This window comes from Streptomyces sulphureus DSM 40104 (assembly GCF_000381025.1).
GTDB lineage: Bacteria > Actinomycetota > Actinomycetes > Streptomycetales > Streptomycetaceae > Streptomyces > Streptomyces sulphureus.
In genome coordinates this window covers 727,699-747,958 of the sequence record NZ_KB905813.1, presented here as the reverse complement: position 1 = coordinate 747,958, position 20,260 = coordinate 727,699, and the positions used below count along the sequence as shown (strand labels likewise).

Annotated in this window: 17 protein-coding genes; 11 read left to right on the top strand and 6 right to left on the bottom strand. The window is 72.7% G+C overall.

Features of this window, described 5'->3' with window-relative positions; translation table 11 throughout:
* Positions 1-23: 23 nt before the first annotated feature.
* The 5 genes from F603_RS0103385 to F603_RS0103365 all read left to right on the top strand — a co-directional run bounded on the left by F603_RS0103385 (position 24) and on the right by F603_RS0103365 (position 5,699).
* The gene (locus tag F603_RS0103385) at positions 24-1,130 is read left to right on the top strand and encodes a WD40/YVTN/BNR-like repeat-containing protein (protein WP_019544608.1); all 1,107 of its coding nucleotides are present in this window, start codon (positions 24-26) and stop codon (positions 1,128-1,130) included.
* A gap of 139 nt (positions 1,131-1,269) precedes the next feature.
* On the top strand, positions 1,270-1,947 hold the full coding sequence (locus tag F603_RS0103380) for a uracil-DNA glycosylase (protein ID WP_026328100.1): 678 nt from the start codon (positions 1,270-1,272) through the stop codon (positions 1,945-1,947).
* Positions 1,944-2,930 (top strand): N-acetylglucosamine kinase, encoded by a 987-nt coding sequence (locus F603_RS0103375; protein ID WP_019544606.1) that lies wholly within the window; start codon positions 1,944-1,946, stop codon positions 2,928-2,930. The genes F603_RS0103380 and F603_RS0103375 overlap by 4 nt, the downstream gene beginning before the upstream one ends.
* A 160-nt stretch (positions 2,931-3,090) precedes the next feature.
* Positions 3,091-4,002 carry a sirohydrochlorin chelatase gene (locus F603_RS0103370; RefSeq protein ID WP_211231002.1) on the top strand — a complete coding sequence of 304 codons (912 nt, stop codon included), beginning with the start codon at positions 3,091-3,093 and terminating at the stop codon, positions 4,000-4,002.
* A 1,031-nt stretch (positions 4,003-5,033) separates the two neighbouring features.
* Positions 5,034-5,699, top strand: a complete 666-nt coding sequence (locus F603_RS0103365; RefSeq protein WP_019544604.1) for an HAD family hydrolase — start codon at positions 5,034-5,036, stop codon at positions 5,697-5,699.
* Between the two features lie 12 nt (positions 5,700-5,711).
* On the opposite strand, the gene F603_RS0103360 is transcribed toward F603_RS0103365, so the two are convergent.
* Entirely contained in the window at positions 5,712-6,164 is a 453-nt protein-coding gene (locus F603_RS0103360) for a nitroreductase family deazaflavin-dependent oxidoreductase (RefSeq protein WP_019544603.1), read from the bottom strand.
* 177 nt (positions 6,165-6,341) lie between these two features.
* On the opposite strand from F603_RS0103360, the gene F603_RS0103350 reads away from it, so the two are divergent.
* Positions 6,342-8,864 carry a polysaccharide lyase family 8 super-sandwich domain-containing protein gene (locus tag F603_RS0103350; RefSeq protein WP_019544601.1) on the top strand — a complete coding sequence of 841 codons (2,523 nt, stop codon included), beginning with the start codon at positions 6,342-6,344 and terminating at the stop codon, positions 8,862-8,864.
* Positions 8,865-8,867: 3 nt separating this feature from the next.
* Here the strand turns inward: F603_RS0103350 and F603_RS0103345 are convergent, their stop codons facing one another.
* Positions 8,868-9,632 (bottom strand): LysR substrate-binding domain-containing protein, encoded by a 765-nt coding sequence (locus tag F603_RS0103345; protein ID WP_026328099.1) that lies wholly within the window; start codon positions 9,630-9,632, stop codon positions 8,868-8,870.
* 59 nt (positions 9,633-9,691) lie between these two features.
* Between F603_RS0103345 and F603_RS0103340 the strand changes: the two genes are divergently transcribed.
* Complete coding sequence (locus F603_RS0103340) at positions 9,692-10,087, top strand: DUF5997 family protein (RefSeq protein ID WP_019544599.1); 396 nt, start codon at positions 9,692-9,694, stop codon at positions 10,085-10,087.
* A gap of 16 nt (positions 10,088-10,103) precedes the next feature.
* Here F603_RS0103340 and F603_RS0103335 read toward each other — a convergent pair whose 3' ends face one another.
* Positions 10,104-11,852, bottom strand: a complete 1,749-nt coding sequence (locus F603_RS0103335; protein WP_019544598.1) for a P-loop NTPase fold protein — start codon at positions 11,850-11,852, stop codon at positions 10,104-10,106.
* A 103-nt stretch (positions 11,853-11,955) separates the two neighbouring features.
* A complete protein-coding gene (locus tag F603_RS0103330; RefSeq protein WP_019544597.1) occupies positions 11,956-12,234 on the bottom strand; it encodes a hypothetical protein in 279 nt (92 codons plus the stop codon).
* Between the two features lie 939 nt (positions 12,235-13,173).
* Here F603_RS0103330 and F603_RS0103325 point away from each other — a divergent pair.
* Positions 13,174-14,508 carry a family 43 glycosylhydrolase gene (locus F603_RS0103325; protein ID WP_019544596.1) on the top strand — a complete coding sequence of 445 codons (1,335 nt, stop codon included), beginning with the start codon at positions 13,174-13,176 and terminating at the stop codon, positions 14,506-14,508.
* Positions 14,509-14,593: 85 nt separating this feature from the next.
* On the opposite strand, the gene F603_RS0103320 is transcribed toward F603_RS0103325, so the two are convergent.
* Both F603_RS0103320 and F603_RS0103315 read right to left on the bottom strand, forming a co-directional pair.
* On the bottom strand, positions 14,594-15,523 hold the full coding sequence (locus tag F603_RS0103320; RefSeq protein ID WP_019544595.1) for a formylglycine-generating enzyme family protein: 930 nt from the start codon (positions 15,521-15,523) through the stop codon (positions 14,594-14,596).
* On the bottom strand, positions 15,520-17,034 hold the full coding sequence (locus F603_RS0103315; protein ID WP_019544594.1) for a sulfatase family protein: 1,515 nt from the start codon (positions 17,032-17,034) through the stop codon (positions 15,520-15,522). The genes F603_RS0103320 and F603_RS0103315 overlap by 4 nt, the downstream gene beginning before the upstream one ends.
* A 345-nt stretch (positions 17,035-17,379) precedes the next feature.
* Here F603_RS0103315 and F603_RS0103310 point away from each other — a divergent pair, with 345 nt between their 5' ends.
* Genes F603_RS0103310 through F603_RS0103300 form a run of 3 tightly spaced genes read left to right on the top strand, consistent with a single transcriptional unit; the run spans position 17,380 to position 20,202 of the window.
* Positions 17,380-18,594 (top strand): ROK family transcriptional regulator, encoded by a 1,215-nt coding sequence (locus tag F603_RS0103310; RefSeq protein ID WP_019544593.1) that lies wholly within the window; start codon positions 17,380-17,382, stop codon positions 18,592-18,594.
* A 16-nt stretch (positions 18,595-18,610) separates the two neighbouring features.
* Entirely contained in the window at positions 18,611-19,426 is an 816-nt protein-coding gene (locus F603_RS0103305) for an ABC transporter permease (RefSeq protein WP_019544592.1), read from the top strand.
* A complete protein-coding gene (locus F603_RS0103300; protein WP_019544591.1) occupies positions 19,423-20,202 on the top strand; it encodes an ABC transporter ATP-binding protein in 780 nt (259 codons plus the stop codon). The genes F603_RS0103305 and F603_RS0103300 overlap by 4 nt, the downstream gene beginning before the upstream one ends.
* Positions 20,203-20,260: the final 58 nt, after the last annotated feature.

Here is a 20,260-nt window from a genome sequence, read left to right as displayed (position 1 = left end):
GACGTCCCCTCGTGGAGGCAGCAATGACCGAAGTACTCCTCGCCGTCGGCACCCGCAAGGGGCTGTTCCTCGCGCGGCGGCCCCTGGGCCAACGGTCCTCCGCCGGCTGGCGGTTCACGGGTCCCCACCTCCACGCGCAGGCCGTCTCGGCCGTTGCCGTCGACACCCGCGGCCGTGCGCCGCGGGTGCTCGTCGGCGGGGACAGCTCGCACTGGGGCCCCTCGGTACTCAGCTCGGACGACCTCGGCGCCACCTGGCACGAGCCTGCCGCGCCACCAGTGAAGTACCCGTCGGACACCGGTACTTCACTGGAGCGCGTCTGGCAGCTCGAGCCCGGCGGCCCGGACGAGCCCGGCACCGTCTGGGCCGGCACCGAGCCGGGCGGCCTCTTCCGCTCGGAGGACGCGGGAGAGTCCTTCGCCCTGGTGCGCGGGTTGTGGGAGCACCCGACGAGACAGGAGTGGATGCCGGGCGGAGGCGGCCTCGGGCTCCACACCGTCCTCGTCGACCCGCGCGACTCCTCCTCGGTGACCGTCGCCGTCTCCACCGGCGGCGTCTACCGCACCTCCGACGCCGGAGGGACCTGGTCCCCGTCGAACAAGGGCGTACAGGTGCCCTTCCTCCCGGAGAGCATGCGGTTCCCCGAGTTCGGCCAGTGCGTCCACAAGGTCGCAAGGGACGCGGCGGACCCGGACCGCCTCTACCTGCAGAATCACTGGGGCGTCTACCGCAGTGACGACGCCGGCGGCACGTGGCAGGACATCGGCTCCGGCCTCCCGTCCGACTTCGGCTTCCCCCTCGCCGCGCACCCGCACCGCGGAGGCACTGCCTACCTCTTCCCGCTCAACGCCGACTCCGACCGCGTCCCGGCCGGCCGCCGCTGCCGGATCTACCGCACCGAGGACGCCGGCGAAAGCTGGCAGCCGCTCACCGCAGGGCTGCCCACCGGCCCGCACTACGGCACGGTCCTGCGCGACGCGCTCTGCACGGACGCCGCCGAGCCCGCCGGCGTCTATTTCGGCAACCGCAACGGTGAGCTCTTCGCCAGCGCCGACGAGGGCGAGACCTGGCAGGAACTCGCCGCCCACCTCCCGGACGTGCTGTGCCTCCGTGCCGCGGTGCTGGAGTGAAGGAGAGGGGCACGCGCGTCGGAAGTGGTCCCGCACTCCGTGCACGGCGGGGGGGCGCGCGGCGGGAGGTGTGCAACAGCCCGTCGGGAGAAGGGGGATGGGGCTCGCGGTCACCGCGGAGACAGTAGAGTGACCCGCCGTGGCTGCACGACCGTTGAACGAAATCGTCGAACCTGGCTGGGCGAAGGCACTGGAGCCGGTCGCCGAACGCATCGCCGACATGGGCGACTTCCTCCGCGCGGAGGTCGCCGCCGGCAGGACCTACCTGCCGTCGGGACAGAACGTCCTGCGCTCCTTCCAACAACCCTTCGACGAGGTGCGCGTGCTCCTCGTCGGCCAGGACCCCTATCCCACCCCCGGGCACGCCGTCGGCCTCTCCTTCTCGGTGGCCCCCGACGTCCGCCCCCTGCCGGGAAGTCTGGAGAACATCTTCCGCGAGCTCCACGACGACCTGGGTGTCCCCCGCCCGTCCAACGGCGACCTCACCCCGTGGACGAGACAGGGCGTGCTCCTTCTCAACAGGGCGCTCACCACGGCCCCGCGCAAGCCGGCCGCGCACCGCGGCAAGGGATGGGAGGAGGTGACGGAGCAGGCGATCAAGGCGCTCGTCGCGCGCGACCGGCCCCTCGTCGCCATCCTGTGGGGGCGGGACGCGCGGAACCTGCGGCCGATGCTCGGGCGGGTCCCGGCCGTCGAGTCCTCGCATCCCTCGCCGATGTCGGCGGACCGCGGGTTCTTCGGCTCCCGTCCGTTCAGCCGCACCAACGCGCTCCTCGCGGAGCAGGGCGCCGAACCGGTGGACTGGCGGCTGCCGTGAGTTGGGTGCTCGGCGTCGACTCGGGCGGCTCCGGCCTGCGGGTGGCGCTCGCGCGCTCCACGGGGACGGGCCCGGGAACGGTCGCGACCGCCGAGCGGGGCCCCGTGCGCACCGGCACCGAGGGCATCGACGCGCTCCACATGGCCGAGCAACTCCTCGCCGTCGTCGGCCCGTTGCGTGCCGGCGCGGGGGCGGAGGGCGCCCCGCTCGACGCCGTCTGCGTCGGCGCAGCGGGCATGGCGACGCTCGGCGCCGACCTGCGTGCCGAGCTCCCCGCCTTCCTGCGCCGGGAGTTCGGCACCGAGCGCCTGCTCCTCGCGGCCGACGCCGTCACCGCGTACGCGGGGGCGGTCGGGGAGCGCCCCGGTGCCGTCGTCGCAGCGGGGACGGGCCTGATCGCGCTCGGCACCGACCTGCGGACATGGCGCCGTGCCGACGGCTGGGGGCATCTCCTCGGGGACTGCGGAAGCGGCGCATGGATCGGCCGCGCCGGGCTCGACGCCGCACTCCGCAACCACGACGGCCGCGAAGGCGGCTCGCACGCGCTCAGGGCCCGCGCCGAGGCCGTGTTCGGCCCGCTCCCCGAACTGCCCTCGCAGCTCTACCCGCGCGAGGACCGTGCCGCGGTCCTCGCCTCCTTCGCGCCCGAGGTGGCCGCCTGCGCCGACACGGACCCCGTCGCCGAGCGCATCCTGGAAGAGGCCGCGCGAGAGGTCTCGCGCGCCGCGGCAGCCGCCTGCCCGCCCGGAGGGGCGGGCGCCGCACCCGCCGTCGCCCTCACCGGCGGCCTGCCGCGGATGGGTGAGCCGCTACTCGGTCCCGTACGGCGGGAGTTGGGCCGGCGGCTGCCGGCGGCCCGACTCGTCGAGCCCGCGGGCGATCCGCTCGACGGGGCCGTGCTCCTCGCCACCCGCCACGCCGCGGCATCCCTCGCGCTGCCCGCTGACGCTGCGCTCCTCCAGCCGTTCCCCGCTTCCCGCTAGCCGCTGCCGACTCTGCGCGCGGTGCAGCTCACGCCGCTTTCTCGTGTGAGTGGCGGAGACACGGCAGGGTGACACGACGCGCGGGTCGAAACGGGACATTCCCGTCCGCAACTCCCCCGGCCAAACAGCTAAGCCCACCAAGGCATTAACATGCGGGCGCATGAGCTCCCCCACAGGACCGGACAATGGCCTGCCCGTACGAATGCCGCGTCCGCGCCAGCCCGGACGGCACCGCAAGCCCGAGCCCGTCGTCGCGCCGGAGAACGCGCCGGCCCTCGTGCTGGCCGTCCCCGGGACGCCCAGCGGCCCGGCGCGGAGCGTCGCCGAGGAGTCGCTGAGCATAGCGCGGTCCGAACTCCCCGGCCTGGACGCCCGACTCGGCTTCGTCGACGGCGGCGACGAGGAGTTCCCCGCCCTGGACGCCGTGCTGCGCCAGGCCGCCGCCGAGCGCGGCGAACCGCAGCCCTCCGGCGCCGAGCCGCAGCCCGACGCGGGGCCGACGGCCGTCGTCGTGCCCCTGCTCGCCGGGCCCGACGCCGCACAGATCCGGCTCATCCGGCAGGCCGTCCTCAACTCCGGTGGCAGCGCGGAGTTGACCGACGTCCTCGGCCCGCACCCGCTCCTCGCCGAGGGCGTCCACGTGAAGCTCTCGGAGGCCGGCCTGGCGCGTGCCGACAGGGCCCGGCTCTTCACCGTCGCAACCGCAGCCGACGGCATCATCCTCGCCACCATGGGCGGCGAGGAGGCGGTGCAGGCCGCGGGCATCACCGGCATGCTCCTCGCCGCCCGGCTCGCGGTGCCGGTGCTCGCGGCCGGGCTCGACGAGGAGGGCGCCGTCGGGCGCACCGCAGAGCAGCTCCGCAGCTCCGGCTCGCAGCAACTCGCCCTCGCGCCCTGCCTGATCGGCCCCGAGGTCCCCGGCGGGCTGCTGGAGGCGGCGGCGCAGGAAGCGGGCTCGACGAGCGCCGAACCGCTCGGCTCCTACCCGGCGATCGGCAAGCTCATCGCCTCGACGTACGCGGCGAAGCTCGGCATCGCACAGCAGCAGCCGCAGGGCATGTCGGTCCGCTGACACCCGCCGCACGGAACCAGCCCCGGGGCCGTCGGAGCGCGCACGGGCAGCGCCTCCGGCGGCCCCGCGGATTCCGCCCCGAACGTGGCGGCGGGGTCCCCTCCTGACGGCCAACCACCGACGGGGCAGGGCGGGTTCGCACGTGATGCTCGGGGGCGGGGTGCAACGCTGCGGTGAGCACTGGTGACGCTCGTGTGCCCGCGCCGGACGGGGGCACACGTAGGCCGTGGTCACCGTCAGCGGCTGGGCATGCTGTTCCTCTCACCGTCGATCCGGCACTAGGTCAGCCGCCGGCGCCAATCCTGCCTTTTCGCCCTCCGTGTTGTGTCACCCCCGCGGCCACACGGCTCCCGGTCGCACGGAGCCCCACGCGGCGGACACCGGCAACGCTCGCGTATCCGGGCCGGACGAGCCGGCGACTCGGTTCCTCGCTACGGCAGCAGCTCCACACCCGTACGGATCGCCTTTCCCCGTCGCCGAAAAGCCGTGCCTCCGCAGCAACGGAACGTCGCACCGTTCCCCCGAGCAACTTCCGCCTCCGCTAGCTGCTTTGCACCATATGCACACGGCTGCACACCCACGGAGACGTCAGGACGACCACAGCAACGCTCACCTGCCCGGACGCGGGAGCGCATCAACCCCAGCCACCGACAGCAGCTCCACGCCATGCGGACCGCACCCTCCCCACGGCGCAAATACGTACCTGCCGCAGCGACGGAACATCGCACCATCCGGGCCCTCTCTTCCGCGTCACCTCCGTGCGTTGTCCCAGCACGACCGCAGCGGGCCGTACGGAGCAAGCCCGCGGTGAACACACGCCCGCGCCGGACGGAGAGACGAATGACCCCTGCCCCGTCAACCTCCGCGCCCAGGCGGACCGCGCCTCCCCGTCACCGAAAAGCCGTACCCGCAGCCACGGGAGGCGGCACCGCTCCCCCGGGCCAACAGCCCGCGTCACCTCCGTGCGTTGCACCCCCGAAGAGCGGCCCCCTCCGCAGCCTCCGTCCGCCGGTGGTCGGCATGCTGGAGCCATGCGCACACCCGTACCGGTCGTCTTCGACCTCGACGGCACCCTCGTCGACACTGAACCCCTCTACTACGCGGCCGGACGTGATCTCCTCGCCGCACACGGCGTCCCCGGATTCACCTGGCAGCAGCACACCCGCTTCCTCGGTGTCGGCATCCGCGACACGTTGGAGACGCTGCGGGAGGAACACGGCCTCGAAGCTCCCGTCGAGGAGCTCGTCGCGGAGAAGAACCGGCGCTATCTGGAACTGGCCGCGCACGCCGAGGCGTTCGCCGGCATGCGGCGGCTCGTCGAGCGGTTGTACGCCGCCGGGTCGCCGCTAGCCGTCGCGTCCGGGTCCTCGCCCTCCGCGATCGAAGCGGTGCTGGAGTCCTCGGGGCTGGCCAGGCACTTCCCCGTACGGGTGTCGGCGGAGGAGGTGGCCCGCGGCAAGCCGGCGCCCGACGTCCTCCTGGAGTCGGCACGGCGGCTGGGCGTCGCGCCGGGCTCCTGCGTCGTCGTGGAGGACGCCGAGGCCGGGGTCGCGGCGGCGGAGGCCGCCGGGATGCGGTGCGTGGCCGTGCCTTCGGTGGCGGGCGGCGGGTTCGCCTCGGCGGGGCTCGTCTTCCCCGGCGGGCAGCGGGAGTTCGAGCCGGAGCGCGCCTACGCCTGGATCACCGGAGGCGGGTGAGCACCGCGCGCCTCACCCGTCGACCGGCTCCAGCACGACGACGGGAATGACCCGGTCGGTCTTCTCCTGGTACTCGGCGTACGGCGGGAAGGCGTCGACGGCCCGCTGCCACCATTCGGACCGCTCCGCGCCCTCGGCGACCCGCGCCGTGTACTCGCGCACCGTGGGCCCGTCCTGGAGCCGCACGCGGGGGTGGGCGCGCAGGTTGCCGTACCACGAAGGGTTGACGGGCGCCCCGCCCAACGAGGCGACGACGGCGTACCGTTCGCCGTCGGAGACCCGCATCACCGGCGACTTGCGCACCACGCCCGACTTCGCGCCGAGCGTCGTCAGCACGACCGTCGGGTAGCCGCGCATCTGCGTGCCCTCGGTGCCCCCGCTCCTCTCGTACTCCTCGACCTGGTCTGCCACCCACTGCGTGGCGCTCGGCACGTACTCGCCGTCGAACGGGCTGTCAGCGGACATCGTCACTCCTCTCCCCGAGCCGGCGGTCCGGCCCGAACACGGTTGCCTCAACGAGCAACTGCCGCTCCCCGCCCGACATTCCCCGCTGCGCGAGCTCGGCGCGTCGGGAGCCTTGTCGGCCGGCGCGGGCTTTGCTTGACTCCGGGCCGCCAGCAGCCACCACCGCCCGGAGGACGCATGGATATCACCCGCAGACGCCTGCTGCTCTCCGCCTCGGCGGCGAGTCTGCTGGCGGCGCTGCCGGTCCGCTCCGCGAGCGCAGCGGAAGCGGACGGAGAGCGCCTGCTCACCAACGCCACCACGCTCCTCACCGGCACGGCCGAGAGCAACGCGCGTCCGGAGACGGCGGACAAGCGCGCAGCCGTCGAGAAGGACGCACGCGACCACCTGGCGGCGATGGACGCGGCAGGGCCCGACGAACTCTTCGCCGGCCTCGAACTCGGCTCAGACGAGGCCGCGTTGGAGACCGCCCACCGGCGGCTCCAGGAGATCGCCCTCGCGACCCGCACCCCGGGCCTCCCCGGGGACCTGCACGGCGACCGCGGCGTGCAGCACCGTGTGCTCGACGGCCTCGCCTGGCTCCACGAGCACCACTACGGCGACCAGTCCCGCGGCTACTACGGCAACTGGTTCGTCTGGGAGATCGGCATCTCGCAGCAGGCCACCCGCACGCTCGTGCTGCTCAGGGAGGAGGCGGCCGCGCACCGACCCGAGCTGACCGGCGCCTACGTCGACTCGATGGACGCGTACCTGCGCAACGGCGTCGACGGCGACGTCGACCTGGACTCGCGCTTCCACACCGGCGCCAACCTCGCCGACATCACCACCAACCGCCTCCTCCAAGGCGCCCTCACCGGCGACGCGCCACGCATCCGCAAGGCCGTCGCCGACCAGTTGACGGTCTTCGCCACCATCGACCCGTACCACCTCGTCCACGGCGTCACCGACGGCTACTACGCGGACGGCTCCTTCCTCCAGCACGCCTCCGTCGCCTACACCGGCTCCTACGGCAAGGGGCTCCTCACCCGCGTCGTGCAGACGCTCCAGTTCCTCGACGGCACCGGATACGCACGGCACGAGGAGCTCGTCCCCGTGGTGCACGGCTGGCTGCGCGACGGGTTCGCGCCCCTGATCTTCGAGGGCTGGCTGATGGAGATCGTCAAGGGTAGGGCCGTCTCGCGCGCCGACGGCGGGTACGCAGACGTCCTCCCGGTCGCCGAGGCCGCCGTCGACCTCGCCACGCTCTCGGCGGACGAGGACGCCGCCGCGCTGAGGAGCTACGTGAAGCACCTGCACTCGACGGCGCAGGCCGAGCTCGACCCCTCCGGGTTCGTCTCGCCGCTCAGCATCGTGCGGTACGCCGACACCGTCTCCGACGAGGGCGTCACCGCGGCCGACCTCAACCCCGCGGCCCGCAGCACCGCCTTCAACGCGATGGACCGCACCGTCCACCGCAGGCCCGGCTACGCCTTCGCGCTCGCGCGCAGCTCCGAGCGGATCAGCAAGTACGAGTACATGAGCGGCGAGAACCTCATGCCCTGGTTCCAGGGGGACGGGGCGCACTACCTCTACCTCTCGGGCGAGGATCAGGAGGCGTCGTACGGAGTCGACCACTTCACGACGGTCTCCCCCTACCGCCTCGCGGGCACCACCGTCCCCGCCGAAGAGCGCCGGACCGTGCCCGAGCTCTACGGGAAGCCGTACTACGACAACCCCGAGCACCCGCTGCACTTCACAGCCTCCTCCGAGTCGCAGAACACCTACGTCTACTTCCCGCGCGGCACCGCACGGCACTCGGGCGGCGCCGTCCTCGGCGCCTACGGAGCCGCCTCCCTCGTCCTCTCCGACGACGTGGCATTCCGCGACCGCGCGAAGCTGCCCGACGACTTCACCGTCTACCGGAACGCGCGGGCGACGAAGTCCTGGTTCCTCCTCGACGACGAGATCGTGGTGCTCGCCGCGGACGTCGGCGACCCGGCGGGCCGCACCGTGACCACGACGCTCGACGCGCGCACCGCACACCCCGACGACCGGATCACCGTCACCGGCACCCTCCGCGACGGCCGGCGCTGGACCGGCCCCGGCTCCGGCGACCTGCGTCTGCTCAGGTACGCCAACGCCACCCGGCGTACCGCCGTCGGCTACGTTCTCCTCGACACACCCCCTGTGCGGGTCGGCCTCGACGTGGTGACGCGCAGCCGCCGGGTCGTCCGGACCGCCAACCCGGACACCTCGGCCGTCCGCTCCGTCTTCGGCGTCACGGCGGAGCAGCCGCCCGGAGCGCCCACCGCGCACGCGTACGCGCTCGTACCCCACGCGGACGAGCGCGCCCTCCGCTCCTACCTGCGGGGCCCGCTGCGGATTCTCGCCAACACCCCGCGGCTCCAGGCGCTCACCCACCGCGGGCTCCGCCTCACCGCGGCCAACACGTTCACGCGCGGGCCGCACGAGGCGGCAGGCGTGCGCATCGACGGCCCTGCCTCCGTCCTCCTCCGGCACCGTCGGGGCGGACGGCTCGAGGTCGCCGTCTCCGACCCGACGATGGGCCGGGACACCGTCGAACTCGTCGTCCGCGGACGGTCCTTGCGCCTCGAGAAGGGCGACGAGGCCGTGACGGTGCGGAGAGGGCGCGGCGGGACGCGCGTGCTCGTCGACACCCACCACGCCTACGGCCGCAGCTTCACTGCCACTCTGCGCTGAGGTTCACGAGCGGCCCCGGGGCCTGCCCCTGCCGGGGCGCCCGCGGCCGGACGGGCCGCGCCGCCGCCCCTTGGCGTGGCCGGGGGCCTGCCGCCGGGCGCCGCCCTGTTCGCCGCGGGTCCCGGGCTTCGCCTTCGGCTTCGGCTGGGCCGCGGGCGGGTTGCGGCCGCGGGTGCTGTTGGGTGTGCGGCCGCGCACGATCCCGATGAAGTCCTCGACGAGGTCCGTCGTCGCCTCCTGCGGCCAGGCGAGCGCCACCTGGGACTGCGGCGCGTCCGAGACGGGTCGGTAGGTGAGGTCCCGCCGGTGGTGGAGGCGGGCGAGCGACTTCGGCACGACGAGAACGCCGATCCCGGCCGCCACCAACTCCACCGCGTCGCCCGTGGTCGCGGGGCGCTCCCTCGCGGGCCGCCCGGCGGGCGTCCAGCCGAGTACGTCGTCGAGCGGGTGGAGGATCACCTCGTCGGCCAGTTCCTCGGCACCGACCTCCTCCGCGGCCGTCACGACGTGGTCCTTCGGGACGACGACCACGGTCGTCTCGGTGTAGAGCGGGATCGCGCTGAAGACGTCGCGGTCGACCGGCAGCCGCAGGAAGCCGGCGTCGGCGGCGCGCTCCCGCAGCAGCGCCTCCGCGTCGGCGGCCGGGGTCGGCACGAGGGAGAGCGGGACGTCGGGCAGCCGCTCGTGCCAGATCCGCACCCACTTCGTGGGCGTGACGCCGGGGACGTAGGCGAGCCGGAAAGAGGGGGACGCGTCCGAGCCAGTCACACCGCACAGGTTACCGGCCGTGGTGAGGAGCACCGCACGCGATCGATACCCTGGGGACCATGACGTCGCAGAAGAACACCCAGACCATGAAGCCCGCGACCGCGGCGAAGAAGCTGGGTGTGTACCTTGAGGCCACCCCCGCCGAGTTCCGCGAGGGTCCCGTCTCGCGCGGCGAGCTCAACGCGCTGCAGGCCGACCCCCCGGAGTGGCTGCGGGAGCTGCGCGCCAAGGGCCCGCACCCGCGCCCCGTCGTCGCCGCGAAACTCGGCGTCTCGATCTCGGGGCTCGCCAGGGGCGGCGTCACCGAGGCGCTCACCACGGAGCAGATCGACGCGCTCAGGGCTGAGAATCCCGAGTGGCTCCAGACTGAGCGGGCGACGCAGGCCGAGGTGCGCAAGGAGAACACGCGCCTGAAGGAGAAGCGCCGCGCGGAGGCCCGCGGGGACGCCGCCTGACGCGCGCCGGATCGGCTCAGGTGCGGGCGTCGCGGCCCGCCGACCACAGGACGGCGCTGCTGAGCCGGGAAGGGTCGGCGGTGACCTGTGCCCCGAGCTCCCTCGCCCGGCTCTCCCGCTCGGGTGTGACACGGCCCGTGTAGAAGAGCACGGGGCCTCTGTAGCCCTCGGCCTTGAGGCGGCGGACCGTATCGAACCCTGCCGCCCTGTCGTCCCCGCGGGTGATGTCGGAGAGGAGCAGGTCCGGGTGGCCGCGCCGCAGGTACGCCCTGGCCGCCTCCTCGTCGGGGACCACGTCGACGTCGGCGCCGAACGCCTCCAGGTGCCGGCGCTCGTGGGCGACGCTCACCGGATTGTCGTCGATCCACAGGAGCCGCCGCCCCAGCAGCGGCTCCTCGGCCGTCACGGCGGGGCGTTCTGCTTCCGGGAGCGCGGGCTCGTCCTGCCGCCCGTCGTTCCACTCCAGGCGCTCCAGGAGCTTCTCCCAGTGGGGCGAGGCGTTGAGGTCCTCGACGAGCGTGACGAAGGGGCGGTCCTCGACGAGGGAGGGGAACTCCGTCGGCAGCCGCTCCTCCAACTCGCCGAGCACCGCGGCGGGTTCGCCCTCCGGCTCGGGCAGCCCGTGGTCCGCGAAGAAGCCGTTCACCTGCGCCGGGTCGGCGGCGTCGCCCCGCAGGAGGGCGTTCCGGACGGCCCGGTACCCGGTGAACTCCGTGAAGGGGCCCGGGTATGCGGCGTCGCGCCGGGCGAACAGGCGGTAGAACTCCGGGTAGAGGTGCTGGACGAGCAGGAGGCGCAGCAGGGTGCCCACCGCGTCGGGGCCGAAGTCGCGCCACAGCGGGTTGAGTCGGACTTCCAGGACGAGCCCGTTCACCAGGCGTTTGATGCGCCGCGGGTTGCGTCCGGAGCGGTTGGCGATGAGCGAGACGTGCTCGTCGTCGAGCAGCCGCTCGATGCCGGCCCTCCGCAGGCAGCGGCGGACGAACTCCTCCACCTGTTCCTTCTCGGGGACGGACATGCGGTAGCTCGTCTGGAAGACCTTTTCCAGGAACGCCGCGCCGGCGGGGGAGAGTTCGCGGAGCAGCCCCTTGGCGTCGAGCGCCGAGCGGTCGCATCCGACGACGAAGGCGATACGGGGGACGTCGAGGTAGACCTTGACGGCCTCGCACACGGCGAGGACCGTCTCCTCCGAGCAGCGGTCCAGGTCATCGACGAAGACCACCAGCAGCCGCTCGCCGTGCTCCCCGCCCGCTGCCCACTCGCGGGTCAGGTCCCTGATGCGCTCCTGCATACGGTTGCGGGTCTCGGGGTTGGCGGAGAGGAGCCGCCAGGTCTCCTCGACCGCCGCCGTTGCGCCGAGCGGTACGGCCGCGAGGAGGGAGAGCAGCCGCAACACGTGCCGTATGCCGCGGTGTTCGGAGAGGTTCCGCAGGTTGCGCCGGAGGGTGCGGCGGTCGAAGCCGGCGAGGACCGTGCGGATGAGCCCCTCCAGCGCGTCCGGTCCGGGCGAGCTCCACGCGTTGAACCAGACCGTGCGGACGTCCTCTTCCTTCTCCAACTCGTCCCGCAGCAGCAGCATCAGGCTGCTCTTACCGGTGCCCCAGCCGGATTCGACGGCGAGCGTGAACGGCGTCGAGGAGCGCGAGGAGAGCACCAGTTCGGCGAGGAGCCGGGCGGTGCGCCCGGTCCCGAGCGCGTCGTCGTCCTGCCGCGCGACGGGCTCGTCGTCGAGCAGCGAGAACCCCTGCGAGACCGGCACGTCCATGCCGCTGCTCCTCCCCTGCGCGTGCGAGCGCTCAGGATGCCACAGCGGGGAAGGCGGCGTGCGCACGGACGTTGGCCGGGAAGGCCCCGTACGGCACTGCGGCTCAGGAGGTCTGCTCGCCCTCGTCCTCCTCCTCGCGATCGCAGCGGGAGCCGCGGCGACGGGGCAGCAGGGCGCCGCCGACGACGACACAGCCGACAGCGACGATCTTGCTCGCACCGTAGGCGCTCATGAAGCTGCCCGGGCCGGAGAGCAGCACCCACGCCGCCCAGCCGAGGCCGACGACTATCAGCAGGACGCCGCCGAGCGGCTTGAACCCTGCCCACCAGGGCGAGTCCACGACGGGTTCGCCCTCGGCCCTGGCGGGTTCCTTCTCGGCCACTGTGCACTCCCTGCTCTGCGCGCTCCTCGATGCCCACGGGCAACCTCACCGAACAGAGGGGGCCTTGGGGGTCTAATCACACAGAGTAACGCACACCGAGGACGTCTGCCCGCCGGTCCGCAAGGCGGCTCCGGGGGGGGGGCAGTATTCGCCTGACGACCCCGCCACGGCGCCCGACACCTGCCGGATGTCCCGGACGCGAGAAGCCTCCCGCTCCTGCCCTGCCGGTCCGCGGACGAGGCCGCTCTGTCAGAGCCGTCCGCATCCCTTCGCCGCCGTGGTGCGCGGCGACATCGAGTGGCACTTCTTCGGGTTGCCGGAGATCGACCCGACGGAGTCCTACGGCTCCTGCATCCTTCCGGTGCCGCGACCGGGATGCGCGCCGTGCACGGCAAGTTGCTGCTCTCCGGCATCCCTCGCTGACGCGACCGCGGCGTCGGAGCACGGGGCACAGGGCGGGCTTCACCGTGGTCGATCCGGGCGGGAACTGGCTCCGGGCCTGGCCCATGGCGGATTCCGAAGGCTCGGCGGCCGAAGAGCCGGACACACCGCCGCCGCGGTGACCGGGAAGAGGCAAGCCCTCGCCCACCGCGCCGAGTTGGCGATCCGTCTCAAGGCCGTCCGGATTATTTTTCCGTAGTCTTGACGAAAATCGACGCGTCTTCGCATGCTGTGCCTCGTGCCCTCCCGGACGGCCGCAGAGGGACGGCACGCCCATGGCTCCTGCCCCGACTCCCCCGCCCGTACGGCCCGTTCGTTCGGGCCGCCGATCGCGAAGAGCCGACCCTGCCACGGCCTCGTCCCTCCCGACTCCCCGCACCACCCGCAACCGGACCCGCATGCCGCACGCCCGACTCCGCTGCCCTGCACCTGTGCCGCCCGCCGGGCGCAGCGACGACCGGTCGGCGTGGTGGCGCACGACGAAGAAGGAAGTGACCGATGACCAACTCCGAGGACCGACCCACCCTCGCCAGACGTGCCCTGCTCGCCGGCTCCGTCGGCGCGGTGGCGGCGTTCCCGGCGACCACCGCGCACGCCGCACCCCTGACGCCCCCGCGCGGCCGCCACCCGTCCAACTGGCCCGAGCCCGCTTCCTACGGCCTCGCCGACACCCGCCGGGACCTGTGGCCGCGCAGGGACAACTCCTTCGTCCTGCCCCTCGAGCTGCGTCCCCGCGACAGGGAGCTGGGGCGGGTGTGGATGCGTGACACCTACGTCAACTGCTTCGTCGTGGACGGCCGTCCGCTCTACGTCGCCACGGGGACGACGCGGGTTCCGGGGCTGGATGCGGCCGCGCCCTGGAACGACGGCATCTTCCTGTGGGTCTCCCGCTCGCTGCGCGGCCCGTGGAAGCTCGCCGACACCGGAGGCATCCGGCCGGACGCCGAGCGGGGCAAGGTGTGGTCGCCCGAGTTCGTCGACGAGAACCGGCCCGGGCGCACCGTCGTCGCCGAGTGGCAGAAGTACTGGTACGACGAGGAGTTCGGCAAGCGCGGGCAGGCGTGGGCCCCCGAGGTGCACTACGTCCGCGGCAGGTGGTACATCGTGGCGTGCACCGGCGACCACTCCCGGAAGGTCGGCTCGTTCCTGCTGGTGAGCGAGGGCGGCGTCGAGGGGCCCTACCGCCTCGCCGAGGGCAACCTCTCCGAGCCCTTCGGCGAACCCGTCGACGGCGGGCCCGACTTCATCGAGCCCGGCGCCTACTACCACATCGACGGCAGCATCTACAGCGAGGGCGACGACGCATGGCTCGTCCTCCACAACGACCTCTACGCGAAGTTCCGCGACGACATGGAGGACATCGTCACCACGACCGACCTCCCCGCGTTCCAGCAGAGGCCCTACTCCCCCGAGCCGTACCTGGAGGGCGCCTACGTCTTCAAGCACGGCGGCAAGTACTACCTGCTGCACGCCGCTTGGAACCGTGCGTCGATCGGCCCCGACGGCAGCACGCGGTACGCGTACGACCCGCCGGGTGACGGCCGCGTGCAGTACCAGTACGACGCGGTCGTCGCCGTCTCCGACAGGTTCGAGGGCCCGTACTCGCACCGCTGGACCGCGGGCGTCGGCGCCGGGCACAACAACTTCTTCGCCGACCACAAGGGCCGCCTGTGGGCGACGTTCTTCCGCAACCCCGCCTTCGGCTACTGGGCCGACCCCGCACGCTCCGCCGACGCGGCCGTCCCCGGCGTCGTACGCGTCGAGTGGACGGGGCCGCGCGGCAACCGCCTGTACGTCCAGCGACGCGACAGGGGGCACGCGCGGGAGGAGTGACCGCGGACGCCCCGCGCGGCCGGTCGGCCGCGCGGGGCCTGCCGTCCGCGTCAACCGCGTGGCACGGGCGCCCGGTGCGGCGGGCTCAACTCCCGTTCGCCGGCGTGCGGACGACGCGGAAGCCGAGGTTCCCCGCGGTGCTGTCCGGGGTGTTGGCGGTGCGCGCGGCGACGCGGTAGCGGTTGCAGTACGACGCGTGGCACAGGTACGAGCCGCCGCGCGTCGCCCGCAGGCTCGGCTCGCCCGGGCGCCAGGTGTCGGCCGTCCACTCCCAGACGTTCCCCGAGACGTTGTACAGCCCGAAGCCGTTGGGCTCGAAGGCGTCCACGGGCGCGGTGCCTGTGTACCCGTCCTCCGCGGTGTTCTTGGAGGGGAAGGTGCCCTGCCAGATGTTGCACCGGTGCTCGCCGCCGGGGAGGAGTTCGTCGCCCCACGCGTAGCGGGCCTGGTCGAGCCCGCCGCGCGCCGCGTACTCCCACTCCTCCTCGGACGGCAGGCGCCCGCCGTCCCACGCGCTGAAGGCGCACGCGTCCCTCCAGCCGACGTGGGCGACCGGGTGGTGCCAGCGCCCTTCCAGTCCACTTCCTGGCCCCTCGGGCGCGTCCCACCGCGCACCCTCCACGCCGCACCACCACGGGGTGGCGTCCGGCCGCGGCGACACCTTGCGCAGCCGCGCGGGGAGGAACTTCGCGAAGACGTAGCTCCAGCCGAAGAGTTCGGCCTCCGTGCGGTGGCCCGTCGCCTCGACGAAAGCGGCGAACCGCGCGTTGGTCACCGCGTACGCGTCGACGGCGAAGGGTGCCACCTCGACTTCGCGCACCGGCCCTTCGCCGTCGCCGGGGTTCGCGTCGCGGTCCTCGCTCCCCATCCGGAAGACGCCGCCGGGCAGTTCGACCCGGGTCCGGTACGCCTCGTCAGCGCCCTCCGGCGGGACGGAAGGCGACGACGCGGGAGCGGCGGCCTTCGCCTCGGCCGCCGTCCGGGAGGGGGAGCAGCAGGAGCCGGACGCACTCACGGCCGCCCCTCCCCCGCGTGCGGTGACGCCGCGTCCACGGTCTCGGTCTCGAAGGCCGAGAGCGTGGTGTCGTAGTCGGTCTCCACGTCGTACATGGGCGTCATCCAGTGGTAGAAGTTGTCGCCGCGTTCGCGCAGCAGGTCGTAGAGGGTACGCGTCAACTCGGTGCGGACGTCGCGCAGTTCCGGGTGCTCGTAGCGGTTGTGCAGTTCGTCGGGGTCGGTGTGCAGGTCGTACAGCTCGTTGCGCGACTCGGGGTTGACGACGAGCTTGTAGCGACTGGTGCGGAGCATCCGCTGGGGGTACGGGAAGTGGTGGCCGTGGAACTCGGCGACGTGGTACGGGGCCCACTCGGGGTGCTCGCCCGCGGCGAGCGGCAGCAGGCTGCGGCTGTCGACCGCCGGCGCGGTGTCGCTCCCGGCGAGGTCGAGGATGGTCGCGGTGCAGTCGGTGAGCGAGACGAACTCGTCGCGGACCTGGCCGCGCGGGGCGCCCGGCACCTTGAGCAGTCCCGGTATCCGGTAGATGTCCTCGTACATCGCCGGGCCCTTGTCGTGCAGGCGGTGTGCGCCGGTGAACTCGCCGTGGTCGGCGGTGAAGAAGACGGCGGTGCGCTCCTCGAGGCCGAGCGCGCGGACGGCGTCGAGGATGCGTCCGATCTGCTCGTCGATGAGGGTGACGTAGCCCCAGTAGACCGCGATCAGCTTGCGGCTCTCCTCCAGCGGCATCGTGTCGAACGCCCAGAGCTTGCTGTAGTTGCTCTGCACGGGCGGCTTCGCCGCGAAGGTCTCGCTCACCGACGCCGGCAGCTCGACCAGTTCGGGGTCGTACATGTCGTAGTACGCGTCCGGCAGGATGTAGGGAAGGTGCGGGCCGAAGAAGTGTGTGGCCAGGAAGAACGGGTGCTCCTCGGTGCCGCTCTCCGCGTCCTGGTCCGCCCAGCGGTGGAGCATCTCGATGGTGCGGGTGGCGAGGTAGTACTCGAAGGTGGCCTCGACGGGCTGGTCCAGCCGGGCGGCGAGGAGGTTCCCCGGGCTGCCGTTGGGTGTGGTGCCGCGTACCGGCTCGGTGATCCGGTACGGCGGGAGGCCGGCCTCCCGCAGGTACGCAAGGTAGTCGGGGTGGTCGACGGGGTTGTGCCAGCCCGCCAGGTCGGGGCCCTCGAAGCCGTAGTCGGCCGCGGTGCGCCGCACTCCGCCGTGCCACTTGCCCAGCAGCCCCAACCGGTAGCCCTCGGCGCCCAGTTGCTCGGCGAAGGTGAACTGGTCGTCGGCGAGGTCCTCCAGATAGCCCACGTTGCGCTCGTAGTTGGCGAGCAGCTTGTGGCGGAAGGGTGCGGAGCCGGTGAGGAGGCTGGCGCGGGCCGGGGTGCAGATGGCGGTGGGCGTGTAGCAGTTGTCGAACCGGGTCCCCTCGGCCGCGAGGCGGTCGAGGTGGGGGGTGCTCACGTGAGGGTTGCCGTAGGCACCGAGGGTGTCGATCCGGTGCTGGTCGGTCATGAGGAAGAGCATGTTGGGGCGCACGATGACCCTTTCGGTTCGGTCGGCCTGGGGTCAGCGGGGGGCGACCGGGGCAGGCGGCGTCGCGGGAGTCGGCGCTCCGCGCGGCGCACCCGCCGGAGCGTCCGTCGGCACCGCCGCAAGGTGGGTGATCTTGTCCGGTGCCTGCGAGGAATGCTCTGACCCGCGGAAGATTTATGTCAATAGTGCGAACATAAATCGAAGGCTCCGGGAGCCCCTCGCCCCGCGAGGAGGGCCGGCAGGCGGCGCAACTCCCGCCCGGAGCGGAGTCCTTCACGTCACCTGGCGTCGGAAATCTTTGTTCCGACTCATTGACGAAAAAAGCCGGCGCTCTCCATGCTGTGCGGCATGCAGGCACACGACGGTCCGCTGACGCGGCTGCGCAAGAGCCACGAGCAGTCGGTCCTCGACCTCCTCCGCAAGCACGGCCCGCTCAGCCGGGCCGAGTTGGGCGCGCACAGCGGCCTGTCCCGCACGACCCTCTACGACATCGTCGCCGGCCTCGTGGAGGGCGGCGCCGTGGTCGCCTCCACCCCACCGGCCGAAGTCCGCAGGCGCGGGAGGCCGGTGGAGAAGCTCAGCCTCAACCCGCGTGCGGGAGAGGCGATCGGGATCGACTTCGCCCGGCGCGCCGTGCACGTCTCGGCCGTCAACGTCGCCCATGAGATGCTCGGTTCGGCGAGCGAGGCGCACCCGCCCGACCTCACCTGGACCCAGCGCACCGACATCGCGCAACGGCTCCTCGGCTCCCTCGGCGGCCCCGCACAGGGAAGCCAGGGCGGTCCGCTCCGGCTGGGCTCGCTCAGTGCGATCGGGGTCGGCATCGTCGGACCGATCGCCGAGGGCGCCGGCGCCCGCGCTCCGGGTCCGGAGTCGCTGGCCGCCCTGCTGCGCGAGCGCTTCGGGGTCCCGGTGCTGGTCGACAACAACACCAGGCTCGCCGCCCTCGCCGAGGCCGTGTGGGGTGCGGCCTGCGACGGAGGTGACGTCGTCTACCTCCGGCTCTCGCACGGCGTGGGCGGCGGCCTGGTCGTCGGCGGTTCGCTGCACAGGGGAACCGACGGCATGTCGGGGGAGTTCGGGCACATCACCGTCGACGCCCGGGGTGCGCCCTGCGAGTGCGGCGGCACCGGCTGCCTGGAGACCGTCGCCTCGCTCGACGCCGTCCTCGCCCTGTACCGCTCCGCCGGAGGCAGCGCGCCCGACGTCCCCGCCTTCCTCGACGCGGCCGCAGCGGGCGACCGCACCGCCCGCTCGGTGCTGGAGCGGGTCGGCGAGGACGTCGGGCAGGTGCTCGCCGCCGTCTGCAACGCGATCGGGCCGAGCGTCCTCGTCGTCGGCGGCGAACTCGCCCAAGCCGGGCCCGCGTTGGTCGAACCCGTCGAACGCGCCCTGCACGCCCACGTGATGCCGAGGGTCAGGGACCGCGTGCACGTGCGGCTCGCCACCCTCGGCGAGGCCGGGAGCGCACTCGGCGGTATCGCCCTCGTCCTCCACGAATCCCCCCTTCTCTCCAGCTATCCGCCGCCCGTCGCCCAGGAGCACGCGTGAAACCAGTGAGGCACCCATGGCCGTGACCGTCCCTCCCGAGAAGACCGCGGTGGACCGTCCTCCGCGGCGCACCGCCCGCCGCTCGCGGCGACGGCCGCTTCTCCTCAACGTCCTCGCGCTCGTCGCCGGCGTCCTGGTCTGGGCACTCGTGGCCGCCCTCGGCCTCATCGAGAACCTGCCGACGCCGCTCGCCGTGGCGCGCAAGGCAGGCGAGATGGTCGCCGACGGCACCCTGGCGGCGGACACGCTCGCCAGCCTGCGCAGGGTCTTCCTCGGCTACGCGCTCGGGGTCGTCGTCGCCGTGCCCGTGGGGTTCCTCATGGGCTGGTACCCGTCGGTGCGCGCCGTCGTCGAGCCGTACATCCAGTTCTTCCGCACCATCCCGCCGCTCGCGCTCATCCCGCTGACGGTGGTGCTGCTGGGGATCGGCGAGGTACCGAAGATCGCGGTGATCTACCTCGCCTCGTTCATGGCCTGTGTCGTGTCCTCGTTCCAGGGCGTCGTCGACGTGGACCGCACGCTCATCAACGCGGCGCGGGTCCTCGGCGCCTCGGACCGGGTCATCTTCACCAAGGTGGTCATACCGGCCTCGACGCCGTTCATCCTCGTCGGCATGCGGATCGGGCTCGGAGCCTCCTGGGCGACCGTGGTCGCGGCCGAACTCATCGGCGCGCAGGAAGGGTTGGGCTACCAGATGCAGAAGGCGTCCACCTGGTTCGAGATGGACACCATCTTCGTTTCCCTGATCACCATCGGCGTGCTCGGCCTCCTCATGGACCGGCTGCTGCTGCTCGCCGAACGACGACTCACCGGCTGGCAGGAGCGGCGATGAACAGCAAGATCAGCTTCCGGGACGTGGTGAAGACCTTCCCGCTCAAGGGGACCGAGTTCACCGCCCTGGACGGGGTGTCCCTGGACATCGCGGACCAGGAGTTCGTCACCGTCGTCGGGCCGTCGGGGTGCGGGAAGAGCACCCTGATGAGCATGGCCGCCGGTCTCCAGGAACCCACAGGCGGGCGGGTGTTGGTCGACGGTGCCGAGGTGGCGGGGCCGGGTCCCGACCGCGGGGTGATCTTCCAGCAGTACGCGCTCTTCCCCTGGCTCACCGTGCGCCAGAACGTCGAGTTCGGCCTCAAGCTCGCCTCCGTCCCGGCCGAGGAACGCCGCCGCCGGGCCGACCTGGCGATCGGCCTCGTCGGCCTGGAAGAGTTCGCGGACGCGCTGCCGAAGACGCTCTCCGGCGGCATGAAGCAGCGGTGCGCGATCGCCCGCGCCTATGCGGTCGACCCCCAAGTCCTGCTCATGGACGAGCCGTTCGGTGCGCTCGACGCGCTCACCCGCGTCCAGTTGCAGGATCAGCTACTGGCGACGTGGAGCCGCGAGAAGCGCACCGTCCTCTTCATCACGCACGATGTCGACGAGGCGGTCTACCTGGCGAGCCGCGTGGTGGTGATGGCCGCGCGGCCGGGGCGCATCCACCGCATCGTCGACGTCGACCTCCCTTACCCCCGCACCGAGGAGATCCGCCTCTCCGCCGAGTTCCGGCAGATCCGCAACACCGTGTGGACCTCCGTCTACCACCAGGAGCAGGCCGCTCCCGCCGTATAGCGCCGCATGGCCAACCGGCAGCCCGTATCCACGACTTACTCTCCCCGATAGGACCACC

What these genes read in the sequence shown, in the direction of transcription:
- F603_RS0103300 (WP_019544591.1), top strand. Translation starts at nt 19,423, where the DNA reads ATGAACAGCAAGATCAGCTTCCGGGACGTGGTGAAGACCTTCCCGCTC.
- F603_RS0103310 (WP_019544593.1), top strand. Translation starts at nt 17,380, where the DNA reads ATGCTGTGCGGCATGCAGGCACACGACGGTCCGCTGACGCGGCTGCGC.
- F603_RS0103360 (WP_019544603.1), bottom strand. Translation starts at nt 6,164, where the DNA reads ATGTCCGCTGACAGCCCGTTCGACGGCGAGTACGTGCCGAGCGCCACG.
- F603_RS0103365 (WP_019544604.1), top strand. Translation starts at nt 5,034, where the DNA reads ATGCGCACACCCGTACCGGTCGTCTTCGACCTCGACGGCACCCTCGTC.
- F603_RS0103350 (WP_019544601.1), top strand. Translation starts at nt 6,342, where the DNA reads ATGGATATCACCCGCAGACGCCTGCTGCTCTCCGCCTCGGCGGCGAGT.
- F603_RS0103340 (WP_019544599.1), top strand. Translation starts at nt 9,692, where the DNA reads ATGACGTCGCAGAAGAACACCCAGACCATGAAGCCCGCGACCGCGGCG.
- F603_RS0103370 (WP_211231002.1), top strand. Translation starts at nt 3,091, where the DNA reads ATGAGCTCCCCCACAGGACCGGACAATGGCCTGCCCGTACGAATGCCG.
- F603_RS0103325 (WP_019544596.1), top strand. Translation starts at nt 13,174, where the DNA reads ATGACCAACTCCGAGGACCGACCCACCCTCGCCAGACGTGCCCTGCTC.
- F603_RS0103385 (WP_019544608.1), top strand. Translation starts at nt 24, where the DNA reads ATGACCGAAGTACTCCTCGCCGTCGGCACCCGCAAGGGGCTGTTCCTC.
- F603_RS0103315 (WP_019544594.1), bottom strand. Translation starts at nt 17,034, where the DNA reads ATGCTCTTCCTCATGACCGACCAGCACCGGATCGACACCCTCGGTGCC.
- F603_RS0103335 (WP_019544598.1), bottom strand. Translation starts at nt 11,852, where the DNA reads ATGGACGTGCCGGTCTCGCAGGGGTTCTCGCTGCTCGACGACGAGCCC.
- F603_RS0103305 (WP_019544592.1), top strand. Translation starts at nt 18,611, where the DNA reads ATGGCCGTGACCGTCCCTCCCGAGAAGACCGCGGTGGACCGTCCTCCG.